Genomic DNA, 21848 nt, shown 5'->3' with positions numbered 1-21848 from the left:
ACTGTATTTCTTGATTCTAGATTCTAGCATCGAGTTGCATACGGGAATACGATGTTTGGGGAGTACTTTCCTCCGAGGGCTCGGATGGTAAGGCATCGACCTGTATTAGTGGCGTGACCTGCTACTGCGGAAACGCCTGCGCACGCACCTTTGGCTAGCCAAGAGCCTAGGCCAACTCCTGCTAATTTACCGGCGCAGTAAGCAGTTCCTATGACGATCCCGCTCGTCTCGTCCTTGGAAAAGACTAGCTCTTGTCCGATTTTCTTTCCCCAGCCATGAACGTCTCGGATATAGGGATCTGAAATAACCGGCTTGCCGGCAGGGCTCGACGAGATGTGCTGGATTATCTTATCTCCATCAACTGAAAAATGAGTATTTACCTGGTTTCCATCTACGTCTTTGGCCCAGGCAGGTTCAATGTATGCGCTAGGTTCCTCACCTTCTGCTGGACGTACTAGAATGTGTCCGCTTGGAAGCTTTTCAAGAAAGGAATCTGAGAACTCAAAAGAAAGTTCCAAAGGGGCGTCTCCATCACTAGTGCTAACTAGCTGGTTGCCATCTTCGCGCTCTATTAACTTTGTCTTTGTTCCTGCGTTCTTCGATGGCGCCGGAGTGGTTATGCTGTCCTGCTGTGGAAGCAAGGATCCTTCGTTTATTTTTAAGCTTCCACAGCAGGGCAGCATCACTTCCAAACCGGCTTAAGTGACAAAATGCCATCGCTAAAGTCCCGATTTGAGTCCCAGGACGTGCTCCTTAAGAGAAATAACTAAAGCCCCTACCAGCGTTTCTACTGGTAGGGGCTTGGAAGTTGGTAGCGGGGGCAGGATTCGAACCTACGACCTCTGGGTTATGAGCCCAGCGAGCTACCGAGCTGCTCCACCCCGCGTCGAGATGACTTCCATCATCTGCGCTTGAACAGTGCGTTAATACTTAATGTATTCGCTCTGTCCCGGCGACTTCTGTAACTATACAGACAGGAAGGCACCTACCCAAATCCCCTGGGTAGGTGCCTTATTTCCTGAGTTTCGAGTGCGAGAAGTTGGAGGTTTTAGCCCTCGGACTTCTGGTAGGACTCAACTGCCTTGTCCAACTCATCTAGGGCGCGGCCGTACTCTTCGAAGGAACCGTCGCGGGCATCTTCCAGGCCCTTCAGGGCCTTGTTGATGTCATCGATAGCGCCTGCTTCATCGGAGGAACGAGGGGCCGAAGCCGGAGTGGATTCCTCAGAAGACTCCTTCTTCTCGTCCTTCTTATCGGTAGAGGCTTCGGATTTATCGGCATCATCGTCGCCGGAATCGCCCTCAATCTCTTCGATGTCTTGCGCGGACTTTGCGTCGATTCCCACCTGCTCAAGGGCATCACCGATAGTCGGTGCATACCCCACGCGGCCCTTGTAGGACACGAGCACGCGCAGGAGCTTCGGGAAGGCGGAGGCCTGATCCTTGCGCTGCGAATAAATCGGCTCGAGGTAGAGGATCTCGCCGCCACCGACCGGCAAGGCAAGCAAGTTACCGTTGTGCAGGTCGTTGGTGCCCTCCCACAGGGTGCGGTCTCGGGCAACCTGGTCAGAAGACATCATGGCGTCCTGCGCCTGCTTCGGACCCTGGGTCTGCGTATTGGTTGGCAGCACGCGAACGGTGATATCGCCGTAGGTATCCGGATCGGAAGATACCGCCATGTGCGCGGACAGGAACTCACGGTTCAAACCACGGTACGAGGTGGTCAGCTGGAAGCTCGGATCGCCGGTTTCCGGATCAGCAGCCATCACGTAGTACGGCGGCTGGTTCAGATCACGGGATTCCTCCGCGGTCGGGTCGTTCGGCACGGACCAGAAGGCGTCGTTATTGAAGAAGACGTTCGGGTCATCGACGTGGTAGCGCGCTAGCAGGTCGCGCTGCACCTTGAACATGTCCTCTGGGTAACGGAAGTGATCGCGTAGCTCATCGGAGATTTCAGATTCCGACTTGACCACATCCGGGAAGACGCCTTCCCATGCCTTGAGCACGGGGTCTTCCTGATCGAACTCGTAAAGATCCACGCTGCCGTCATAGGCATCCACGGTCGCCTTCACGGAGTTGCGGATATAGCCCACCTGGTCATTGACCAAGCGCTGGGTGGTGCCATCGGGGTTGAGGGCGTCCTGGGTGGCATCGGAAAGCGAAGCACGCTGCGAATACGGCAGGGAGTCCAGGGTGGTGTAGCCATCAACGATCCACTTCAGGTGGCCATCAATAACGGCCGGGTAGGTAGCGGAATCAGTGGTCAACCATGGGGCAACCTTTTCCACACGCTCGCGAGGATCGCGGTCATAGAGCAGCTTGGATTCGCTGCCCACGCGATCCGAAAGCAGGAAGTTCAGCTCGCGGTACTTGGCGGCGTACATGGTGCGGTCAAAGATATTGCCAATCTCAACGCCACCGTCACCGTCATAGGTGTAGTTGGTGCTATCGGTGTCGTATTCCACCGGATTCTCACCAGTGGTACCGGTAATGGCGTAGTCCAGGTTATCGGCGGCGCTTGCGATGACCGGGCCGTAGTAAATACGGGGCTGGTCTACCTTAATGCCCAAGGACTTCTCTGCGTCTTGAGTCTCGCCCTCACCCTCGGACTCGCCGGCTTGGGTCTGCAGGTCAGAAACGGTGAAGATGGGGTAACCACCGCGGGCGGAACCAGCATCGCGGGCGACCTCATCCACGGTATTGGCCTGCGCAGCTACGAAGCCATTGCCGTGAGTATAAACGGTGTGGCGGTTAATCCAGTCGGACTGGTTTTCGCGCAGCTCGTTCGGATCCAGCTCGCGGGCCGCAACGACAAAGTCGCGCAACTTGCCATCGATTTCGTAGCGGTCCATGGACAGCGTTTCTGGGAAACCGTAGAAGTTCTTCAGCTGCTGCATCTGGGTGAACGTCGGTGACAGAATCTCTGGATCCAGCAGGCGCAGGTTATTGATGGTGGCGTTATCGGAGGCAACCTTGTCATCCGATACGTCATCGCCGCCCCAGTTTTCCTTGTAGGTCACGTGGTCATCGGTAAGCCCATAGGCAAATCGCGTGGACTCAATATTGCGGGCAATGGACTCGTTTTCCTTGGCCTGGCGGTTTGGCTGTACCGAGAAGCGCTCCATCAGCAGCGGCCATGCCTGGCCGATAATCAGGGAGGACGCGAGCATCAACACAACGGCGAGGCCAGGGATGCGCAGGTCTTTAATGACGATGGCCATAAACAACGCAATGGCGACGAAAACGCCGATGATCATCAAAATGATCTTGGCAGGCAGGTAGGCGTGGATATCCGTGTAGGAACCACCGGTAAATAGGTCGTGCTCGGAATACAGCAGCCCGTAGCGCTCCAGCCAGTAGCCGGCGACTTGGGCCACCATCCACAGACCAGCCGTAATGGCTAGCTGCAGGCGTGCCGCGCGAGAGATGGAGCCGCGCACCCCAGCGGCTTTATTGCCAATGCGGATTCCTCCCAAGATGTAGTGGCCGAACAGGGCAATGAGGAAAGCGAGCACGAGCAGGATGGACAGGGTGCTGACCACCATCTGCAATACGGGCAGGCTAAAGGCATAAAAGCCCAAGTCGTGGTGGAATTGGGGGTCCTGCACGCCAAAGTCCTGGCCGTTGAGGAATAGCATCACATCGCGCCAGTGGGACTGGCCGATGAATCCGGCGATGATACCCACGATGGCCGGGATGACCTTGAACAGCACACCCATGGACTTCTCAATGGACTGGCGGTACTGATAGACCGGCGAATTCAAATCCCCCATATCCAGGGAGTCGGGGCGGCCGCGCCAAGCAAAGAACCCGGCTGCCCACACTACCGCGGCAGCGACGAGCCCGAAGATGATAAAGAGGACTATGCGCGCAATAATTGCGGTAGTGAAAACGCTGCGGTAATCAATGGAGCCAAACCACCTCCAATCCGTGTACATGCCCACGAGCATGGGGCCGAAGAACAAGAGGACGGCAATGATGGCCGCAATAATTGCCGCGACCTTGGGAGGCCGCTTCAATGGGGCGGCTGGTGTGGATGACCCTAGGGACAACGCCAGCTCCAATCAAATAGTGCGAATATTAAACATGTAGACTTTTCCCAGTTTAAGGAATCAATACACAGATAACGAATAAGGATGCCTATGAGTTCCCCCGAATTATCACAGCCAGCATTAAACCGCGCTATGACGGAGGCCGTGGATTTCGTCCATGCTGAAGGTTGGGACGCCCGCCCCACCATCTTTGCCCTGGTTCCCACCCACCTGGTGGCGGATCAGCTAGCGGCGATGGATGAGGACACCGCGTCCCCGCTAACTCTTATCGTCCAAGACAATGTCCCCGAAAACATCGAGCCGGGGTCCGAAGAATTGGCTGATTACGTCTCCCGCTTGGCCTGGCCGCGCGAGGTCGCGGGCGCCATCTTGGCCCAGGAGATCAAGTTCCGGGATACTTCTAGCGAGGACCCCTCCCCTCGCCCGGCGCGCCTGTATTCGGGTGCCCTGCGCGAGGAAGGAATTGAAACTACCTTGCTGCAGCTGCGGCCCACTGAAGAAGAGCTTGAGGCAGCGGGTCCCTTTGCTGAGGACGATATTCAGCTCCGCGGCGGCCCGCAGGTGGCCCCTGGTGTTATCGCCGCGCTGCGCTATGGCCTTAACCAGGACCCGGATGAACTAGACTAGGTAGCAATTAAGCCCGCAACCAAGGAGTTCTATACAGTGCGACGCCTTCCTTCTTCCCGCCGATCGTCTGCCCGTACCGCTACCGCGGCGGTGCTGCTGGGCCTGAGCGTGACTGCGGCAAGTTGTTCCTCCGATGCTGATGCGCCTGACGATGCCCCCGTGGAGACCACCTCTGCGTCCGCCACAACCTCTGAAAACGATGAGGAGTCCACAGCATCTAACACCGAGTCCTCCACGGAATCAGAATCGGCAGATAAGGATGCGGACGAGGCTTCCGAAGAAAACACCACCAGCGAGCCGAGTACTAGCGGCGAGTTGGATAAGTCAGTGGCCAAAGTCTATGACGTGTATAAGTCGCTCGCGCCCAAGGACCTATTTGCCCAGTTTGAGCGTTGCGATTCCACCGGCGGGGATTCTTCCTACAATTGCTCCGGCCCTAAGGTGGGGCAGTTCCAATTCTTCAAGTCCCACTCCAAGGCCTCCCAAACCACCCAAGTCCTTACGGAGCTGCGCAGCTCCCATGCCATCGAGGATGATGGCGATCGCGTCGTCGGCTGGTCCACGTTGGGCACCACTGCGGTTATCACCGTGGTAGATAATAAGCAAGGCTTGGTCATGCAGCAGATGATCTCTTCTGACCAGGTAGATCCGGAAGAAAAGATTAAGGAATTGGGCTTAGTCCAGGACTAGGCCGCGGCCTCATGAGCGTTTATTAGCTGCATTCTTTTACGTCTTTGCCCGCCGCAAAGTCTTTCATAGCCGCCACGGCATCGTCGAGGTCTTCTACCTGCGCAATGGTCATATCACCGTGGTCGCTGCCGGCCGCGGCCGCGCAGTTGTCCTTGGGTGCCAAGAAAAGCTCGGCGCCTGCCTCGTGCGCAGCGGCGATTTTATGCTCGATGCCACCAATTGGCCCGACCTCGCTATCGGCCTGAATGGTGCCGGTGCCGGCCACAAAGGTGCCACCGGTTAGGTCTTCATCGCTGAGCTTGTCGATGACCGCCAGGGTAAACATCATTCCCGCTGACGGCCCGCCGATATCCTGCAGGTTGTAGTTCACCGAAATATCGTCCTTGGGCTGAGATAGCATGGCGATTCCCAGCAACGCCTTGCCCTTATCGTGCGGGTTTTCGCCCAATTCAATTTCTTCGCTGAGCTCTTTATCCCCGCGCGTGACGCTGACTTTCACCTTATCGCCGGGGCTTTTGTCCTTGATGATGTCTTGAACCTCGCTCGGCTCGGTGACTTCGGTGCCATCGACGGCGGTGATGACATCGTCTTTTTTAAGGTGCTCCGAAGCGGCGCCGTCCTCGATGACCTCCGCCACGGTGATTTTGACCGGCAGCTGCAAATAGTCCATCGCCGCGATGGTGGCCGCAGACTCCGATTGGGTAAAGGCCTGCTTATTGGATTCTTGGACCTCTTCATCGGTCATGTTTTGCGGAATGACGGTATCGATGGGCACCAGGGTGTCATCGGTAAGCGCCCAGCGCCCCAGTGCCTGAGCCAAGGTCATATTGGTGCGCACGGACACGGTGGTCATATTGAGGTGCCCACTGGGCTCATAGGTCTTCGGCGCCTGCACATCAACGACTTGGGTGCCATCAACCTCGCCCAGCGTATCCACGGTGGGGCCAGGGCCTTCGGCGGCATAGGGAACGGTCAGCGAGACATCGGTGCCCGGGATATGGTCAAGCGATACCAACGCACCGGTAAGCACAACGGGGATAGCCCCCCAGGCGATGGTGCGGACGCGACGGCTAGCAGGAGAATTCACGAAGCAATAGCCTACAACCTTTGGCGTACTGTTCGCTGTCAGCGTTGCTGTGATCATGGAAACTTTCCGCACGGTGCCGGTAGATTGGAGCACATGAGCAACGGATTCGGTTTTTCTTTCCCAAATAACGATGACGACGATAATGACGGCCGTCGTGACCAGAACCCGTTCGGCGCATTCGGCGGCGGTAATGGTGGCGGCCTCGGAGACATGCTGAACCAGTTCGGTCAGATGCTCTCCGGCATGGGTTCGTCCATGAACTCGCCCCAGAACTCCGGGCCGGTCAATTACGACATGGCCAAGCGCATCGCCCTGCAGCAGATCCCCAAGTCAAAAAATATCAGCGCAGAAGATTCCAAGGCAGTAGAGGAATCGGTGCGCCTAGCGGAGCTGTGGCTTGACGATGCCTCCATTCTCCCCACCGCTTCCGGCGCCACGCAGGCGTGGAATTCCAAGCAGTGGCTGGAAGAAACCATGCCCGCCTGGAAGCGCATGGTCACCCCGGTAGCCCAGCACATGAACGATGCCCAGCTGGAGTCCATGCCGGAAGAGGCCCGTGAAATGATGGGTCCAATGACCAAGATGATGGGCCAAATGTCCAGCATGAATTTCGGCATGCAGCTAGGCCACGCCTTGGGCGATCTGGCCAGCCAGGCACTAACCGGCTCCGACTTTGGCCTGCCCATCGCCCCGGCCAATACGGTGGCGCTTTTGCCGCATACCATTCAGAAGGTCGCGCGCGAGCTCAACGTTCCTGGCCAGGAGGTTTTGGTCTACATCGCCGCGCGCGAGGCCGCCCGCCAGCGCCTGTTTAAGCACGTGCCGTGGCTGGTAGAGCGCATCGTCTCCTCCGTGGAGGAATACGCCATCGGCTTGGTCATTGATACCTCCCACATTGAAGAGCTCGCCCGCGAGCTGAACCTGGAATCCGGCGACCCGCAGGCCATCCAGGAAGCCATGAGCAAGTTGCAGGGAATGGATCTCTCCCCGCGCATTACCTCCAAGAACACCGCCGCCGCCTCCAGGCTGGAAACCCTGCTGGCCTTGGTTGAGGGCTGGGCCGAGCACGTCGTAAGCGAGGCCTTGGGCGAGCGCATCCCCTCTACCTCCAAGCTCACTGAGGCCTGGGCGCACCGCCGCAGCACCGGTGGATCTGCCGAGCAGGCCTTCAGCAAGGTCGTCGGCATCGAGCTCAACGCCCCCAAGGTGACCGAGGCCGCCGAGCTATGGCGCCGCGCCACCGTAGCCGTGGGTGTAGAGAAGCGCGATAAGGCTTGGGACCACCCAGACTTCCTGCCCACCGCAGAGCACCTCGATAACCCGGCCGCCTTCATCGATTCCCTCTTGGATGACGAGCCGGATGAGGGCTTCGAGGAAGAATTTGCAAAGCTCGAGGAGATGCTCAAAAACGGCGAGGACTCCGAAAAGAATTCCGAAGAGCACAAAGATTCTGCAGAGGACCAGGATTCCAAGGGCAGCGACGACGGTGACGACAGCGACGAGAGCACCGATAAGGACAACGGCGGCGAGGATAAATAGCTCGCTCTAACCGCCCCAGCGCTGGTAGGCCTCAAGGTAGCCCTTGGCCCGCTCGGCGTGGGGCGCCCTATCGGCCCACTGCCAGAATTCGCGCCCATGGCGCGGGATGAAGGTATGGGTGAGCTCATGGATGATGACCGAATCCAATACATAATCCGGCACCTGCTGTAGGCGGTTGCTCAGCCGGATATCCGCGGTGGAGGTAGTACAACTACCCCACCGCGTATTTTGATTACTCACCCACCGGATGGACCCAATCCACGCGCGGCCTTCCAGGTACTGCGCGTTGAGCTGTTTGGCGCGCTGAAGAAGCGCCGCATCGGTCTTCGCCGCACCACCGGTTTTCTTCTCCAAGCGCGCGAGCATATCCTGTACCGCCTCGTTTTCCTCGCGGGCGGACATCCAGGCCGGAATGCGCACTTCCAATACCCCGGCCACCATGCGCGCCTGCACCGACTTTCGCCGCCGCGCAGAGCGGATAACCTTGACCTCAGGGTGGGTACGTCCTGGTGGTTGCGTGCTCGACATGACAGGCCATTGTACCTGTGGTGCAATGGACGCACATGCGGCACATGTGCCGTATTCGGGGTGATAAAAGGGGATTCGAGGGGGAGAACCAGTGACTGGCTCACAAGGCACGGCTCAACGTGTGACATTGGCGCCAGGGTGTGGCGTATTTTGCCGCGAGGATTCCGTGGTGCAATTTGGGATGGACGCCACCCGGGTGGCGGTGGCGGATACGGGCAATGCGCAAGGCGTGGCTCGCGCCTTTGCCACGGCCCATCAGCCCGTCGATTCCGGGGAATTGGCGGCGCGGTTGGAAGCGGCCGGCTTGGATAGCGCCGCCGCCAGCAGCCTCATCGATGATGCCTTGGACTATGGCATCCTCTGGCCTCAGCCGCCACATCCCGAGCAGCGTGAAACCATCATCATGCTAGGCGAATCCCCGCTTGCTCTGGAGTTGCGCGCCCGCTTGGCAGCAGATGGATATACGGTGCGCATCCCCCTTGATGAGGATAATATCTTTTCCTATATCCACGACCTCGATGGGCTTTTTACAGTACTTGGCATAGACCAGCTCCACTGCCCCATCGATTGCGCCAATGCGCTTGCCGGAACCCCGACGACGTGGCTCCCCATCTCCCTCCTAGATAACCGCGGCATCATCGGGCCCCTGCGCGTGGAGGGGCAAGGCCCCTGCCCGCTGTGCATTCACTTATACCGCGTGGATGCGGATCCGCAGTGGACCACCATTGCTTCCCAGCTCACCAGCGTGCGCAGGCAACCAGAAAAGCTGGTCATCGATGCGGTAGCGGCCCAAGCACAGGTGGTGGTCCGCCGCTTAAGCAAGCGCCCCCTCCCGCCAGGCGCGCCAACCTCATTTCCGCGCCCGGGCCAACAATGGGAGGTAGACGTCTACGGCCGCCACCAGCAGCGCACGGCCATCGCCCATCCGCGCTGCCCGGTGTGTTACGGCGGCAAGGTCAATCTGGCTACATCCGCACCGAGCGAATGACCTCCAGGATTTGCTCGCCGTAGCGCTCCAACTTATTGGGCCCAATTCCAGATATGGACAGCAGCTCCGCCTCATCTACCGGCAGCTCTTCCGAGATGGCCTGCAGAGTGGAATCCGTAAAGATGACATAGGCCGGAACCTTTTCTTCCCGGGCAACCTGCGCGCGCCACGAACGCAGGGCGGAAAAGACCTCGTCATCGCCATTGCCCTCGCAGTCTTCGTGCCGGCCAATGACCTTTTCCGCCGGGGTCTCTAGTACCCCGCTGCACACGCGGCAGCGTTTCGGGCGACGGGAGCGGCCACTTCCCGCAGCCGATTCCACGCCTGGCGCGATGCCGTCGAGGAAGCGGGTGCGCTCCCGGGAGGCCCTGGAACCGGCGGTCTTCGCCAATGCCCACGACAGGGCTAGGTGTTCACGGGCGCGGGTAATGCCTACATAAAACAGGCGGCGTTCTTCCTCGATCTGCTCGTTACCCGCCTTAATGGCGTGGTTGATGGGCATGAGCTTTTCGCTCAGCCCGACGAGGAAGACAGCGTCCCACTCCAAGCCCTTTGCCGCGTGCACCGTAGCAAGGGTAACGCCCTCCATAGCGGGGGCTTGCTTATCGGTGGAGCGGCGGCGCAGCTCGCCCAGCACCCCGTTGAGATCGATACCCGGGGTGGATTCCACGATCTTCTCAATCAATCCCACCAGCGCGTTCAGCGATTGCCAGCGCTCGCGGGCCTGCGCGCCCTGCGGTTCGGTGGCGCTGAGCCCAAGCTCAACGAAGGCAGCACGCGCAATCGCCACCGGGTCTTCCGGCAAATCATCGCGGCGTGTAGCGGCAATGAGCACGCGAATGGCCTCCAGAATCTCCGGGCGGCGGAAGAAACCTTCACCGCCGCGGACTTGGTAGACCACTCCGGCATCGGCAAGCGCCTGCTCAAACTGCTCCGACTGGGCGTTAATGCGGTACAAGATGGCAATCTCTGAGGCCGGCACGCCCTGGTTGAGCAGGGTGAGCACCTGCCCAGCCACCTCCTGCGCCTCATTTTCCTCAGACTCGTAGGCCTTAAACGTCGGCTCCGGCCCAGGCTCGCGCATGCCCTGCAGCTCCAGGCGAGTACCCGCCGCGCGCCCCGTAGCCTTGCCGATGACCCGGTTAGCCAAATCCGTTACCTGCGGCGTGGAACGATAGTCGCGCTGCAGCTTGACGATGGTCCCATCCGGATAGCTGCGCGAAAAATTCAGCAGGTACTCCGGTGATGCGCCATTGAAGGAATAGATGGTCTGGTTGGCATCGCCCACCACGGTGAGATCATCGCGATCACCCAGCCAAGCATTCAGCACGCGCTGCTGCAGGGGCGTGACGTCCTGGTACTCGTCAACGACGAAGGTGCGGTACTGCTCGCGGAAGGTCTCCGCAATGGCAGGGACGTTCTCGATGGCGCCGGCGATGTGCATGAGCAGGTCATCGAAGTCCAAGTGCATCATATCCGGGGTAGCTTTGGCCTTCTCGTAGCGACGGAAGGCTTCTGCCACCTTGGCTGCATCTGCCGGGGCACTGCGATCCGTTTCCACGATCACGCTCTCATAATCCTCGGCGCTTACCAGCGCGGATTTCGCCCATTCGATTTCCGCCAGCACGTCCCGGATCATGTCTTTGGAATTATCCAGCCCAACCGAGCGCACCGCGCGGGCTACCAGCGGGAATTTATTGTCCAATAGCGTCCACGGCAGATCGCCTGCAACCTGCGGCCAGAAATACTTCAACTGGCGCCGCGCGGCTGCGTGAAAGGTTTGGGCCTGCACGCCAGCCACGCCCATCATGCGCAGGCGATCCCGCATCTCTCCTGCCGCACGCGCGGTGAAGGTCACGGCCAAAACGCGCTGTGGGTTTACGAACCCTTGATCCACCATGTTGGCGATGCGATAGGTAATGGTGCGGGTCTTACCAGTGCCCGCGCCCGCCAAAATGCACACCGGTCCGCGCGGGGCCGTAGCCGCGCGGCGTTGATCTTCATCCAGCAAGGACAAATCCGGCTTATTCACCGTGATACCACTCCATAATCATCGTGTGTGCGATAGAACCCGCGGTGGCCAGCGGAAGCTTAGGCAGCTCGGCGCGGGTCACCCAACGAATTTCTTCCAGTTCCCCATCAGTATGGCAGGTGGCCTGGACATCCGATGTCTCTGCGTGAAAGCCCAGCATAAGCGAGCCACTCGGCGGCCACGGCTGGGATCCCCAGTAACGAAGATTCTCAATGCGCCGCCCAGTTTCCTCCATGGTTTCGCGGGCAAAGGCGGCCTCAATGGTCTCGCCTGGTTCCACGTAACCAGCGATCAAGGAGAAGAAGCCATTGCGCCTGCGATTGCGGGCCAACAAAATCTTCTCCTCACCCTTTAGCTCAATGAGCCCAATGACGGCTGGGTCCAGGCGCGGGAATACCAAGCGGCGCGAATCCTGCGAATCGCGGCCAACGATACCCGGCGTTGGGTAGTCCAACGGGTGGCCCGTGCGCGGATCGAAGCGCTGCTCCAACCGGTTGCGGATCAGGGCAATGGCCTGCATAACCAGGGAATTAGAGGCGAAAAAAGTTGCGGGTTGCAATTGCCCCATCCGCCGCGCAATACCTTCCGGGCAGGCAAAAACGTGTAGCGCGCCGATGTCCACCATCTCTGGTTCTCCCACGCCTTCCGGCAATTCCTCCACCACCGCGGCGTCCCCACTCGCGGTAGCAGGCACTAGTCCCGTCTCCGTTACGGGCAAATACAATTAATCCTCCTCGTCTTCATCTTGCACTTCCACGGGTTGTTCCAGATCGTGCTTGATATACAGCAGGCGATCGCCCGGTTTCAGTGCGGAGGCATCGGCCGTATCCACGCGGTGGAGTTCGTTATTGCGCAGCACCGCGAGCACGATATCCGCCAAGTGGCGCGGGTTAGAACCGACTTCAAACTCGCGTACGGCGCGCTCAGATACCGAAAATCCCTCGTTGGGAGAAAGCAGATCCTCCATCATTTCCACCACGGTGGGGGTCACGGTAGCAAGCCCCAGGAGGCGGCCGGCGGTCTCTGCAGAGGTAACCACGGAATCGGCACCAGATTGGCGCAAGAGGTGACGGTTTTCAGACTCGCGCACCGAGGCCACAATCTTGGCCTTCGGGGCAAGCTCGCGCACGGATAGGCAGCACAGCACCGCGGTATCGTCCGAGGATGGGGTGACCACCACGGAGTCTGCGTGCTCCACCCCGGCGACCTTGAGCACGTCCTGTTTGGTGCCCGAACCAAAGATGGTGACCAGCCCGTGGTGTTCCGCATGCGCCAGCGAGGCGCGGTTGTTATCGATGACCACGATCTGAGAGGTGGGTACGTCGTCTGCCAAGAGCGCGGCGACTGCCCCAGCACCCTTCGTTCCATAGCCAATAACGACGGTGTGGTTACGCAATTGCTTTCTCCAGTTCTGGATTTCAAAGGTGCGGCGGGCCTTATCCGTGAGCACGGATAGCGTCGCACCGACCAACAACACAAGGAAGACGAGGCGGGCTGGGGTGATAAGTACAAGGTTGATAAACCGCGATTGCTCCGTGACCGGAACGATATCGCCATACCCCACGGTGGTCAGCGTGACGGCGGCATAGTAGGAGGAATCCAAAAGCGACATGTCCTCGCTATAGCCATCGCCGTCTAAGTACACCACGATGGTGACGAAGATGAGGATGCCAAATGCCCAGAGCGCGCGTTTGGCCAACTGCCGCCACGGGCTGGCATTGTGATCCTTGGGCACAGTGATGACATCAAGGAGCGCGTGATCAGGTTGCGAGGACAACTCGACTTGCGGCAAAAAGCGCTGTTTAATACGCCCTTTGAATGCCTTCGCACGTTTTTTGGCCACTGGCCCAGCCTTCTTTTCTGGATCGAATTTTCATTTCGCCGGTTATACGGGGACGCAACTATCCATTCACCGTCCGCGTTCCGTCCCCATACCTTAGCCTTAATGGCCTGCTACTGACGATTCAAGCAGGCTACGTAGCTCCTCGCCTTGGGCTAAAGTATCTGGCTCAAAAGTATAACCATCGTGAACGTAATGGAAAGCCGCGCGGATTTTATCGCCACCGTGGATGCGCCGCCAGGCTTCGGCATAGACCGCCAACTGAATCTTCGCCGCGTCCATGGCCGCACCCTTCGGCGGCCGACCAGTCTTCCAATCCACCACCATCCAGGTACCATCTGCCAAGCGGAAGACGGCATCCATTCGCCCGCGCACCACCGCGCTGCCGATGGTGATTTCAAACGGCGCCTCCACAAAGTCCGGCTGGCGCTGCGCCCACTCGGAGTTCAAGAAGGATTCCTTGAGCTCTTCTAGGTCGAAGTCCTCCGGCTCATCGATGCCCGGCAATTCCTCTTCCCCTAGCAGCGCGGGGCTGCCAAAGCGCTCTTCCAACCACGCGTGGAAGGCGGTGCCTCGCTTGGCATAGGAATTGGGCTTAAACGGCACCGGGCGGCGTTGCCGGCGCGCAAACTGTAGCGGATCGCTGCCCAAGGCCACCATGTCAGAAGCGGTAAGTTCACTGGGAAGTTCCACATCCACAACCGGTTGCTGCAGGGACTTGTATTCCTCAATGAGCGCGCCCGCATCCTGTTCCCACAGCTCGAAGGTCTCGCCGTGGCTTAACTCAGGAAGGTCCTCCATGGCGGCTAGCACCGCATCCGCGCCGGCTAGGGAATCCGGATCGGCTTCAAGGGCTGGGAAGAGCCCGCTTTCTGCCGCATGTGCCGAGGTGTCCACCGGCTCTTCGGGCACCGTCCACTCCCCTACGTACTGGGGGAAGGTTTCTTTTAGCCTTTCGAGGTACTCGTACGGGCCCTTCTTAGCCTTGCCCGTCCGGTTATTCGTGCCGGAGCCGGTAACGGTCAGCGTGGACTCGGTTCTGGTCAAGGCCACATAAAAGAGGCGGGCTGCCTCCTCCGCGTTATGCGCGCGGTCATCATCCAGGAATGCCTTGCAGGCCTTTTCGAATTCGGAGCGATTGACCGCATCTGGCGAAACTTCAATGTAGTCATCTTCACCGGGCACCTTTTCGATCTTGGTCAAAAAGGTCTCTGCTTGGGCCTTATAACTCGAAGAATCCGCGTGCACCACATAGACATGCTCCCACTCCAAGCCTTTGGCCTTATGCGCGGTCATGATTTGTACGCGATCCGTGGAAGCTGGAACCTCCCCAAGCCCAAGGCCATCTTCATGCTCGCGGGCTAGCTCCAAATAATCTAGGAGCGCATACAAGGAGTCTCCGTGGAAGCCCGCGACGATATCAGCGAATTTATCTAGGTGTGTGGCTCCGCCAGCGCTGCCGCGGGCAAGAACCTCGGTACGGATATTGAAGATGGCCTCAATGTCTGCGAAGAGATCGCTTAAAGGCTTAGACAGGCAGTAGGTGCGCAGGTAGCGCAGCTTGGCAGATACCTCTTCCATACGCGCCAAGCCCTGCGGGGTATAGCGATCGCGCTCGCCGAGATCTGCCAGGGCATCGGCAAGCCCCACCGTCTGGTCTGGGCCTTCGGCCGTAAGTTGCTCTAATTGGGCGCGCAGGTATTCCTCTGGATCCATGCCCTCTTCCCACTGCAGGCGCTCTTGTTTTGCCCCCGCCAGGTTCTTTTGGCGCGCGGCAAGGGCTTGAATATCGCCCATTCCCAGCCCGCAAATGGGCCCGGCGAAAATGCGGAGGGCCGCTTGCGCGTCTTCCGGCCGCACCAGCATGGTCGCCAGCGCTACGAGGTCCTGGATTTCCGGTTGCCACAGCAGTCCCCCCAGGCCATTGATTTCATTGGGGACATCGACGGCATCCAAGGCTGCTGCAATGGCCGCGGTTTGCCGGTTGGTACGCACCAGCACCGCTGCGCAAAAGCCTTCGCCCTCGCGCGCATCCCACTGCTGCCTTAATTTCTGTGCAATAAACTCGTGTTCCTCGTCTTCGCTGGCGAAATAGGCCAGCTCAATCTCGCCTTCGCCCTTGTGCGGGGCCGCGTGCAGCTCATCGACGGGCCGCGGGCCGCCCCCAAAGACCCCGGCCGCCACCGAGTTGGCCAGCTCCAAGGCACCCGACGGGTTGCGCCACGAGGTAGTGAGCTGATCCTTGGGAGCAGGCGTGCCATCGGCTTGCGGGAAATCCTCCACAAACGCGGTGAGGTTTTCTGAGGTAGCCCCGCGCCAGCCATAAATGGCCTGCATGGGATCGCCCACCGCGGTCACGGAAATGTCCTTGTGTTCCCCACCAAAGAGGCTGCGCAGGAGTACGCGCTGGGCATAAGACGTATCTTGATATTCATCCAGCATGACCACGCGGTAGCGCTGCGCCTGTTGCTTGCCCACCGCCGGGTGCTCTTGCGCAAGGCGCGCTGCCACAGACATCTGCTCGCCAAAAGTGATGACCTGCTGCTCTGCCTGCGTGCGCTTGAGTTCCTCGATCAAAGGCACGTACTGCACGCGTAGATCCTGGACATTGATGTACTTCTGCAGGTCCTTGGAATACTCGCCCTTCGTCCTCGGGGCCTTTTCCAGGTTGTCTATATCGGCGCGGAAATCCCGTGCGAATTCGGCGATATCATCCGGATCCTTCAAGGAATTGTCCATATCGGAGGTGATCTTGAGCAGGACTTCCGTAATGGAACCCAAGGTCTTTTCATCCGATAATTTGCCGCCGTAGTTTTTCACCACGTCGTAGGCAATAGCGAAGCGCTCTGCCTCCGTGATGATTCGCGCTGAGGGCTCTACTGGGACCAAAAGGCCGTATTCACGCACGAGCTCGCCGGCATAAGAGTCATAGGTGGCCACGGTGGGCGCGATATTGTTAAGTGCCTCCGCTGCGGGGCTGCCGGGAACGATGAGGCCGGAATCGCGCAGCTGAATGAGCTGGCGGCGAATGCGCTGTTCTAGCTGCTGCGCCGCCTTGCGCGTAAAGGTCAGCCCCAGCACTTCCTCTGGGCGCACGTAGCCATTGGCTACCAAATAGACCACGCGGGAGGCCATGGTTTCCGTCTTACCGGCACCCGCGCCGGCCACCACAAGCTTGGGGCCAAAAGGACCCTCGATGACGTGGGCTTGTTCCTCAGTGGGTGGGTAGTCCTTGCCCAGTGCTTTCGCTATTTGTTCCGGGAAAAAATCCTGCTTAGGCATGGATGGTCATCTTTCCTTCCTCCTGCACTGGGCAGATGGTACGAATGGGGCACTTATCGCAATCCTTATTGGTGCGCGCGGTCAGTTGCGGACCGCGCAGTTCCGCTGCCAGGGGTGGCAGTAATGTGGAAAACTCTTCCAGCGCCTCCGCGGTGAGCTGACTCTGAGTGCGGGTGGTAATTTTGCTGGAATCTTTTCCGGGATAAACAAGCACCCCGCCCGCGCGCGGCATACCTTCGCCATCGCGCACGCGTTGCCCGTCGAAGCTGCCCCGGGACAAGGCCAATTGGTAGGTCATTAGCTGACGGTTTTCTTCTGCCTCTGCCTGCGTCGCTGCAGATTTGCCGGTCTTGAGGTCCACGACCAGGTAATTTCCGTCTCCATCCTGCATCAAGCGGTCCATGAATCCACCTACCCGAATATCCGGGGCGACCTCGACGTAGACGGGTACTTCCACCCCGGCGAGTTCATTTTTAACCTCGGACTGCTGTGCCCATTGCTGCGTGCGCTCTAACAGGCGGGAGAATTCTTCCAACTTGCTCTGTAGTTGCCACTGCGGAACGTCCAGGATGAGCTCATAGGCCTCCATGACGAGCAGGCGGGCCTTTTCCGCATCCATGCCGCGGCCGATGGCCTCCAAGAAGGAGTGGGCCATGGTGCCGCGCAGGAGGTGCTCGGCACCGCTGGGATCTTCAGCGAGGTTTCCCACAATCGCCTTGAGCGGGCAGTTAAGCAGGGCTTCGACCCGGGACGGCGAAAGGCTCTTGCTGCCGCGCAGCGGCGTATGCGATGCCACAGAGCGTGCGGAGAACCATTGATCTGGATGGGCGCCTGGGATTCCCGCCTGTGCTAAACGCGCCAGCTGCCGGGCTGCCTGACGCCGCTCCACTTCGCCGGCATCTGGGTTCGTGACCACGCGGCGCAATTGCGCCACAAAGGAGGGCACAGAAAGCACCGCCACGTCGAGGGGATCGACCTCGAGCCCATCGCGCAGGGACACGGGTGCTGGCTCGGGAACGTCCAAACCCAGCTCGCGGGGAAATTGGGCGGCGCGCAAGGCGCGGCTGGCTTCCCGGCGCGCCTTCGTCCCCGGCACATCAACTCCGCGCCCCGCAAATTCCGAGATGAAGCGGGAGGGCTCTGCAAAGGCGTCCTCATTGGGGTTTTCCACCGCGGCGATCAGCAACCGGTTTCGGTGGCGCGTGGTGGCAACGTGGAAGAGTCGGCGCTCTTCTGCCAGACGGGAGGCAATGTGACTGACGGGGGTATCGGGGTCAATATCGCGGTCTAGGAGATCGATGAGATCTTCTTGGCCAAAAATGGATCCGGTCTCCCCCAGCGAGGGCCACGCGCCTTCTTGGGCTCCGGCGACGATGACGGTGTCCCATTCGCGGCCGACGGCACCGTGGGCGGTGATGATCTCCACGGCCTGCGGGGTGGCGGTGCGGCGGTCACGCACGCCGGTGGGGAGTTCTTGTTCGGTGATGTGGGTTAAAAAGGACTGCAGCGAGGAACCGGGGCGGCGCTCAGAGTAATCACCGGCGGCATCAAACAGTGCCATCATGGCATCGAGGTCACGGTCCGCCTGTGAGCCGGTGGCTCCGCCGCGCAAAGCTGATGCCTGCAGGCGCATGTCCAGCTCGGTGGCGCTCCATACTTCCCACAAGACCTCTTCCACGGAAGCTTGGGCTTGTACAGCCTGCCGGCCCGCGGCAAGTACCGCGCGCACACGCTCCAAGATGGAAAATTCGCGTTCTGTCAGTTGCCCGTTGAAGTCCGGCAGCTCGCCCTGCAAGAGCTCGCGCAGGCTATCCATTCCGCGTGTATCGGGCGCCCACCGGCGCAGGCCACGAATCAGGCGACGCAAGGTGACGGGATCCGCCCCTCCCACCGGCCCGGTAAGCAACTCCTCGAGTTCCGCATTGCTGAGGTCTTCTTCCAAGGCGCGCAGGGCAAGGAGCATGGCAGATACTAGGCGCTGTTCTGCCAAAATGACATCGGTCGGGCTGATATGCACGGGTACCCCGGCGGCCAGCAAGGTGCGGCGCATCTGGCCAATATCCGCCGTCGAGCGCACGATGACGGCGATATCGCGCCACTGCACGCCATCGTCCAAATGCCGGCGACGCACGGTATCGGCCACCACATCGCGCAGGCGGCCCTCAGAATCCACGATGGAAATGCAGGCCGGGGAGCCGCTGCGGTGCGGATGTGAAAGCTCGACGGAGTGTTCCACGGGAAATTCCTCAAGGAACTGCGAGTTGGCACCGCGGAAGGCAAAGACGGATTGATCTGCATCGCCGCCTATGACCAGCAATTGTGCATCCGGGGCCAAGCGGGATATGAGCTTGCCTGCGGTGGGATCCAATAGCTGGGCATCATCGACCACGATGGTGTGCCACGGGTGCGAATTCGTAAGTTCTGGGCGCAGCAAGACTTGGTTGACTAGCTCTGCCGCGGAATAAGAATGCGCCCCGGACAGGGCTTGGACGCGTTCGTATTCGCGCAGGAATGTACCGGCCGCGCTCCACATTCCACGGCCGTACTTGGCGCCAAGGTTTTCCAGATCCGCGGGGCTGAGGCCGCGTTCGATGGAGCGCAAAAGAAAATCGCGCAATTGGCGGGCAAAACCTACATACTCTAAGGCGGGGCGAACTTCCTCCGGCCATTCGCCGTGGCCGGATTCAGCGTGGCCTTCTAGCAATTCCCGGATAACGGCGTCTTGTTCCGCGCCGGTGATAAGGCGCAATTCCTCGTCGCTGGCGCTGCGCAAGAGGGCGAAGGCCAAGGAGTGGATGGAGCGGACCATGGAAGATTGCGCCGCATAATCTTCGAGGCGCTCCGAAAGCTCGCGGCGCAGGCGAGCGCCGGATTCCTTGGAGGCAGCGACAACGAGGATGCCAGAGGGATCTGCCCCCGTGACCTGAGCGCGGTCGAGGGCATGAATGACAGTATCGATAAGAAAACTGGATACGCCGGTTCCGGCGGTGCCGGTTACCTTCCAGGTACCGGTCTCCGGCAGTTCAACGGGCCAGGAACGGGCATGTGCGGACGGGGTGCGGGCGATGAGTCGTACCTGTGGCGACGGCGGTAAGACCACTCCCGCGCGGGCGGTGGAATGGGGATTGTAACTCACCGCCCCAGTATCGCAGATCCCCTAGACACAAGAAACTGTTCCACCCTCTCAATATTAGAACGCACATTCGAGCGCGACCGTGGATTAAGATCATTGATATGACGGCGGTAAGACACCGCCCGCAGCAAAAGCTCTTGCATGCCCGGCACGTGGCCAAACCGCTGGCAGATATCATCATCTACCACTTGCGCGATCAAACCATCCACGATCACGAGCGCGGCGCTCCACCCGGCCGGGCGCGCGGATTGGCTTGGCACGATATCCACAATCCCTGGTGGGTGCGCCCCATAAAAGACCGTGGTGGTCAGCAGGGCGGTATGGGCGGTGACCAAGGGGACATCAGCAAGCGCGGCCTTATCGTAGGCCTCCCCCGTCTCCGCCCAGGCGGTGCGCTCCGCGCGGGCGAAGGCATCATCGCGGTGCGTGCTCGGCGGCGCAGGCGCATTGGCCATGGCATCGTCCAAGCGCAAGGCCGTCTGCGCTGCTTCATCGATGCGCCCGGCGACCTCGCCGGGAAGGAACTGCGTCGCCTTCCATCCGGCGGCGGTGTGGCGGCCGTCGCTCGCGAGAACCGGCCGCGATACCCGCGCGCCCGGCACGCTTAGTTTTTCGCGCACCTTGGCAGACCATGCCGCGAAGGGGCCGGCCTGGGAGTAAACCACGTCGCCCACCTTGATGCCGTTATCCCATACTGGGCCCAGCTGATCGCCTTGGGCCCGGCGCGACCCAGTCGCACCGGTTTCTGCGTGGAAGGCGCTTAAAACATGCTCTGGGGGAAGCGGCATCCAGTACTCCTTATTGGGGTTGGTGGGGATCCCTTTGCTCCGGATTGGGATATGGCCACGGGTTAGGCTCGCAGGTCACATCCTCATCAGGATAGACCTCCTTGGGATTGCGGTCATGCAATTGCTTATTGTTCAAACTCAGCGTCTGCTGCATCATCACTGGGGCCAATTTGCCCTCGCCGCCGCACTGCTGGTGGGAGGCATAGCCAATGGCATGGCCCAATTCGTGGTTGATGACGTACTGGCGGTAATTGCCCAAATCGCCCTCAAAGGGCGTGGCCCCGCGCACCCACCGCGCTTCATTAATGATGGTGGTGGATTCGCCGGTAAACTTGGTGTGGCAGGAGGTTTCCGTCTCGATCTTCTCGCCACAACGCTCAGCGGCCGTGGTCAGAGAGGTCAGCTGGATGCGGGTATCGGGATCGTCTGCGGAGGCGACGTGCTCGAATTCGAAGTCGCCTTGGGCGGTCCACCCGCGTGGATCCGCAAGGGTTGCCTCCACCATTGCGGCAAAGGCATCATCTCCGCCATAGGGAGCGGTATTGAGCCCATCTTCCACCTCGATGGAATAGCGCACCTTTTTCTCGCCACCCTCGCCGGCTACAGCGCCGGGGCGGCCGATTCCGTGGAAAGTGCCCTTGCCCTTTTTGGTGAAGTCACTTCCAGGGGGCATCTCACTGATCTCGCGCTCTACCGCCTCCGCATTCGCGGGGTCGGGGCCCGTGAGATCCTCGTGGGTAGGAGTGGCTGCGGTGGTTTCCGCGCTGGATGCATCGCCGTTGTCATCGGCCGAAGAGCCAGACGCGATATCCACAATCACCCAGACGGTAAGCAGCACCATCACGGGGATAGCCACCACACGCCACCAGCCGTACCGGCGGGCGAACCGGACCACCGGGTTCGGGTGATCCGGAATTCGCCCATGGCTCTGCTGAGCCTTGCGATTCTGCCTACTTTCCATAGGCATTGAGGGTACCCGGTTGTCTATTCAAAAACTGAATTAGCAAACCTTTAGAACGCCCCAAGCTTAGGCGCCGGCGAATCCGACGGACTGCTTCTTAGCGGCACCAACCTCGACGTACACCACACGCTCAGTGCGCACGAGGTACTTGCGGCCCTTGTCATCTTCTAGCTCCAACGTGGAGTTTTCTGCCAGGGCGCTATTAATCTTTTGCGTTAGCTCCGCCTGCTCACCACTGGTGCTAATGATCAGCTCGCGCGGGGTATCTGCAAAACCAAACTTGATATCCATAAAATTATCCT

The 21848-nt window shown here is 59.8% G+C and carries 16 protein-coding genes and 1 tRNA gene; 4 read left to right on the top strand and 13 right to left on the bottom strand.

All coding sequences use genetic code 11. The features are described from left to right. Positions 1-23: 23 nt before the first annotated feature. From ACLI1T_RS03165 to ACLI1T_RS03155, 3 genes are all read right to left on the bottom strand, one after another. Positions 24-641: a hypothetical protein gene (locus ACLI1T_RS03165; RefSeq protein ID WP_156904658.1), complete on the bottom strand. Its 618-nt coding sequence runs from the start codon at positions 639-641 to the stop codon at positions 24-26. A 168-nt stretch (positions 642-809) separates the two neighbouring features. Continuing rightward, a tRNA-Met gene (locus tag ACLI1T_RS03160) sits at positions 810-886 on the bottom strand. Between the two features lie 162 nt (positions 887-1048). Continuing rightward, positions 1049-4018 (bottom strand): UPF0182 family protein, encoded by a 2970-nt coding sequence (locus ACLI1T_RS03155; RefSeq protein ID WP_411703279.1) that lies wholly within the window; start codon positions 4016-4018, stop codon positions 1049-1051. A 123-nt stretch (positions 4019-4141) separates the two neighbouring features. Here ACLI1T_RS03155 and ACLI1T_RS03150 point away from each other — a divergent pair, with 123 nt between their 5' ends. Together ACLI1T_RS03150 and ACLI1T_RS03145 are read left to right on the top strand one after the other, a co-directional pair. Continuing rightward, complete coding sequence (locus ACLI1T_RS03150) at positions 4142-4678, top strand: PPA1309 family protein (RefSeq protein WP_005281826.1); 537 nt, start codon at positions 4142-4144, stop codon at positions 4676-4678. 36 nt (positions 4679-4714) lie between these two features. Continuing rightward, positions 4715-5368 (top strand): beta-N-acetylglucosaminidase, encoded by a 654-nt coding sequence (locus ACLI1T_RS03145; RefSeq protein WP_349851969.1) that lies wholly within the window; start codon positions 4715-4717, stop codon positions 5366-5368. 22 nt (positions 5369-5390) lie between these two features. Here ACLI1T_RS03145 and ACLI1T_RS03140 read toward each other — a convergent pair whose 3' ends face one another. After that, complete coding sequence (locus ACLI1T_RS03140; protein ID WP_034659654.1) at positions 5391-6455, bottom strand: PDZ domain-containing protein; 1065 nt, start codon at positions 6453-6455, stop codon at positions 5391-5393. Between the two features lie 93 nt (positions 6456-6548). Here ACLI1T_RS03140 and ACLI1T_RS03135 point away from each other — a divergent pair, with 93 nt between their 5' ends. Continuing rightward, the gene (locus ACLI1T_RS03135) at positions 6549-7994 is read left to right on the top strand and encodes a zinc-dependent metalloprotease (RefSeq protein ID WP_023025690.1); all 1446 of its coding nucleotides are present in this window, start codon (positions 6549-6551) and stop codon (positions 7992-7994) included. 6 nt (positions 7995-8000) lie between these two features. On the opposite strand, the gene ACLI1T_RS03130 is transcribed toward ACLI1T_RS03135, so the two are convergent. Next, positions 8001-8522 (bottom strand): M48 family metallopeptidase, encoded by a 522-nt coding sequence (locus ACLI1T_RS03130; protein ID WP_023025688.1) that lies wholly within the window; start codon positions 8520-8522, stop codon positions 8001-8003. A gap of 91 nt (positions 8523-8613) precedes the next feature. Here ACLI1T_RS03130 and ACLI1T_RS03125 point away from each other — a divergent pair, with 91 nt between their 5' ends. Next, on the top strand, positions 8614-9510 hold the full coding sequence (locus ACLI1T_RS03125; protein WP_411703002.1) for a hypothetical protein: 897 nt from the start codon (positions 8614-8616) through the stop codon (positions 9508-9510). Here the strand turns inward: ACLI1T_RS03125 and ACLI1T_RS03120 are convergent. The 8 genes from ACLI1T_RS03120 to ACLI1T_RS03085 all read right to left on the bottom strand — a co-directional run bounded on the left by ACLI1T_RS03120 (position 9488) and on the right by ACLI1T_RS03085 (position 21837). After that, positions 9488-11542, bottom strand: coding sequence for an ATP-dependent DNA helicase UvrD2 (locus ACLI1T_RS03120; protein ID WP_023025684.1), 2055 nt, complete (start codon positions 11540-11542; stop codon positions 9488-9490). The genes ACLI1T_RS03125 and ACLI1T_RS03120 overlap by 23 nt on opposite strands. Further along, the gene (locus tag ACLI1T_RS03115; protein ID WP_349851975.1) at positions 11535-12266 is read right to left on the bottom strand and encodes an NAD(+) diphosphatase; all 732 of its coding nucleotides are present in this window, start codon (positions 12264-12266) and stop codon (positions 11535-11537) included. The genes ACLI1T_RS03120 and ACLI1T_RS03115 overlap by 8 nt, the downstream gene beginning before the upstream one ends. Then, positions 12267-13385: a potassium channel family protein gene (locus ACLI1T_RS03110; RefSeq protein ID WP_023025680.1), complete on the bottom strand. Its 1119-nt coding sequence runs from the start codon at positions 13383-13385 to the stop codon at positions 12267-12269. 99 nt (positions 13386-13484) lie between these two features. Then, positions 13485-16664, bottom strand: a complete 3180-nt coding sequence (locus ACLI1T_RS03105) for an ATP-dependent helicase (RefSeq protein WP_023025677.1) — start codon at positions 16662-16664, stop codon at positions 13485-13487. Next, entirely contained in the window at positions 16657-19764 is a 3108-nt protein-coding gene (locus ACLI1T_RS03100; protein ID WP_198010524.1) for an ATP-dependent helicase, read from the bottom strand. Before ACLI1T_RS03100 ends, ACLI1T_RS03105 begins: the two co-directional genes overlap by 8 nt. A gap of 32 nt (positions 19765-19796) precedes the next feature. Next, complete coding sequence (locus ACLI1T_RS03095; RefSeq protein ID WP_023025673.1) at positions 19797-20585, bottom strand: hypothetical protein; 789 nt, start codon at positions 20583-20585, stop codon at positions 19797-19799. A gap of 10 nt (positions 20586-20595) precedes the next feature. Beyond that, positions 20596-21546, bottom strand: a complete 951-nt coding sequence (locus ACLI1T_RS03090) for a DUF3152 domain-containing protein (RefSeq protein WP_051138424.1) — start codon at positions 21544-21546, stop codon at positions 20596-20598. A 66-nt stretch (positions 21547-21612) separates the two neighbouring features. Then, a complete protein-coding gene (locus ACLI1T_RS03085; protein WP_023025669.1) occupies positions 21613-21837 on the bottom strand; it encodes a DUF3107 domain-containing protein in 225 nt (74 codons plus the stop codon). Positions 21838-21848 lie beyond the last annotated feature (11 nt).

This window comes from Corynebacterium tuingiense, from assembly GCF_046718165.1.
Classification (GTDB): Bacteria; Actinomycetota; Actinomycetes; order Mycobacteriales; family Mycobacteriaceae; genus Corynebacterium.
This window is presented reverse-complemented; position numbering and strand designations above follow the sequence as displayed.

What these genes read in the sequence shown, in the direction of transcription:
- ACLI1T_RS03150 (WP_005281826.1), top strand. Translation starts at nt 4,142, where the DNA reads ATGAGTTCCCCCGAATTATCACAGCCAGCATTAAACCGCGCTATGACG.
- ACLI1T_RS03135 (WP_023025690.1), top strand. Translation starts at nt 6,549, where the DNA reads ATGAGCAACGGATTCGGTTTTTCTTTCCCAAATAACGATGACGACGAT.
- ACLI1T_RS03130 (WP_023025688.1), bottom strand. Translation starts at nt 8,522, where the DNA reads ATGTCGAGCACGCAACCACCAGGACGTACCCACCCTGAGGTCAAGGTT.
- ACLI1T_RS03105 (WP_023025677.1), bottom strand. Translation starts at nt 16,664, where the DNA reads ATGCCTAAGCAGGATTTTTTCCCGGAACAAATAGCGAAAGCACTGGGC.
- ACLI1T_RS03095 (WP_023025673.1), bottom strand. Translation starts at nt 20,585, where the DNA reads ATGCCGCTTCCCCCAGAGCATGTTTTAAGCGCCTTCCACGCAGAAACC.
- ACLI1T_RS03090 (WP_051138424.1), bottom strand. Translation starts at nt 21,546, where the DNA reads ATGGAAAGTAGGCAGAATCGCAAGGCTCAGCAGAGCCATGGGCGAATT.
- ACLI1T_RS03085 (WP_023025669.1), bottom strand. Translation starts at nt 21,837, where the DNA reads ATGGATATCAAGTTTGGTTTTGCAGATACCCCGCGCGAGCTGATCATT.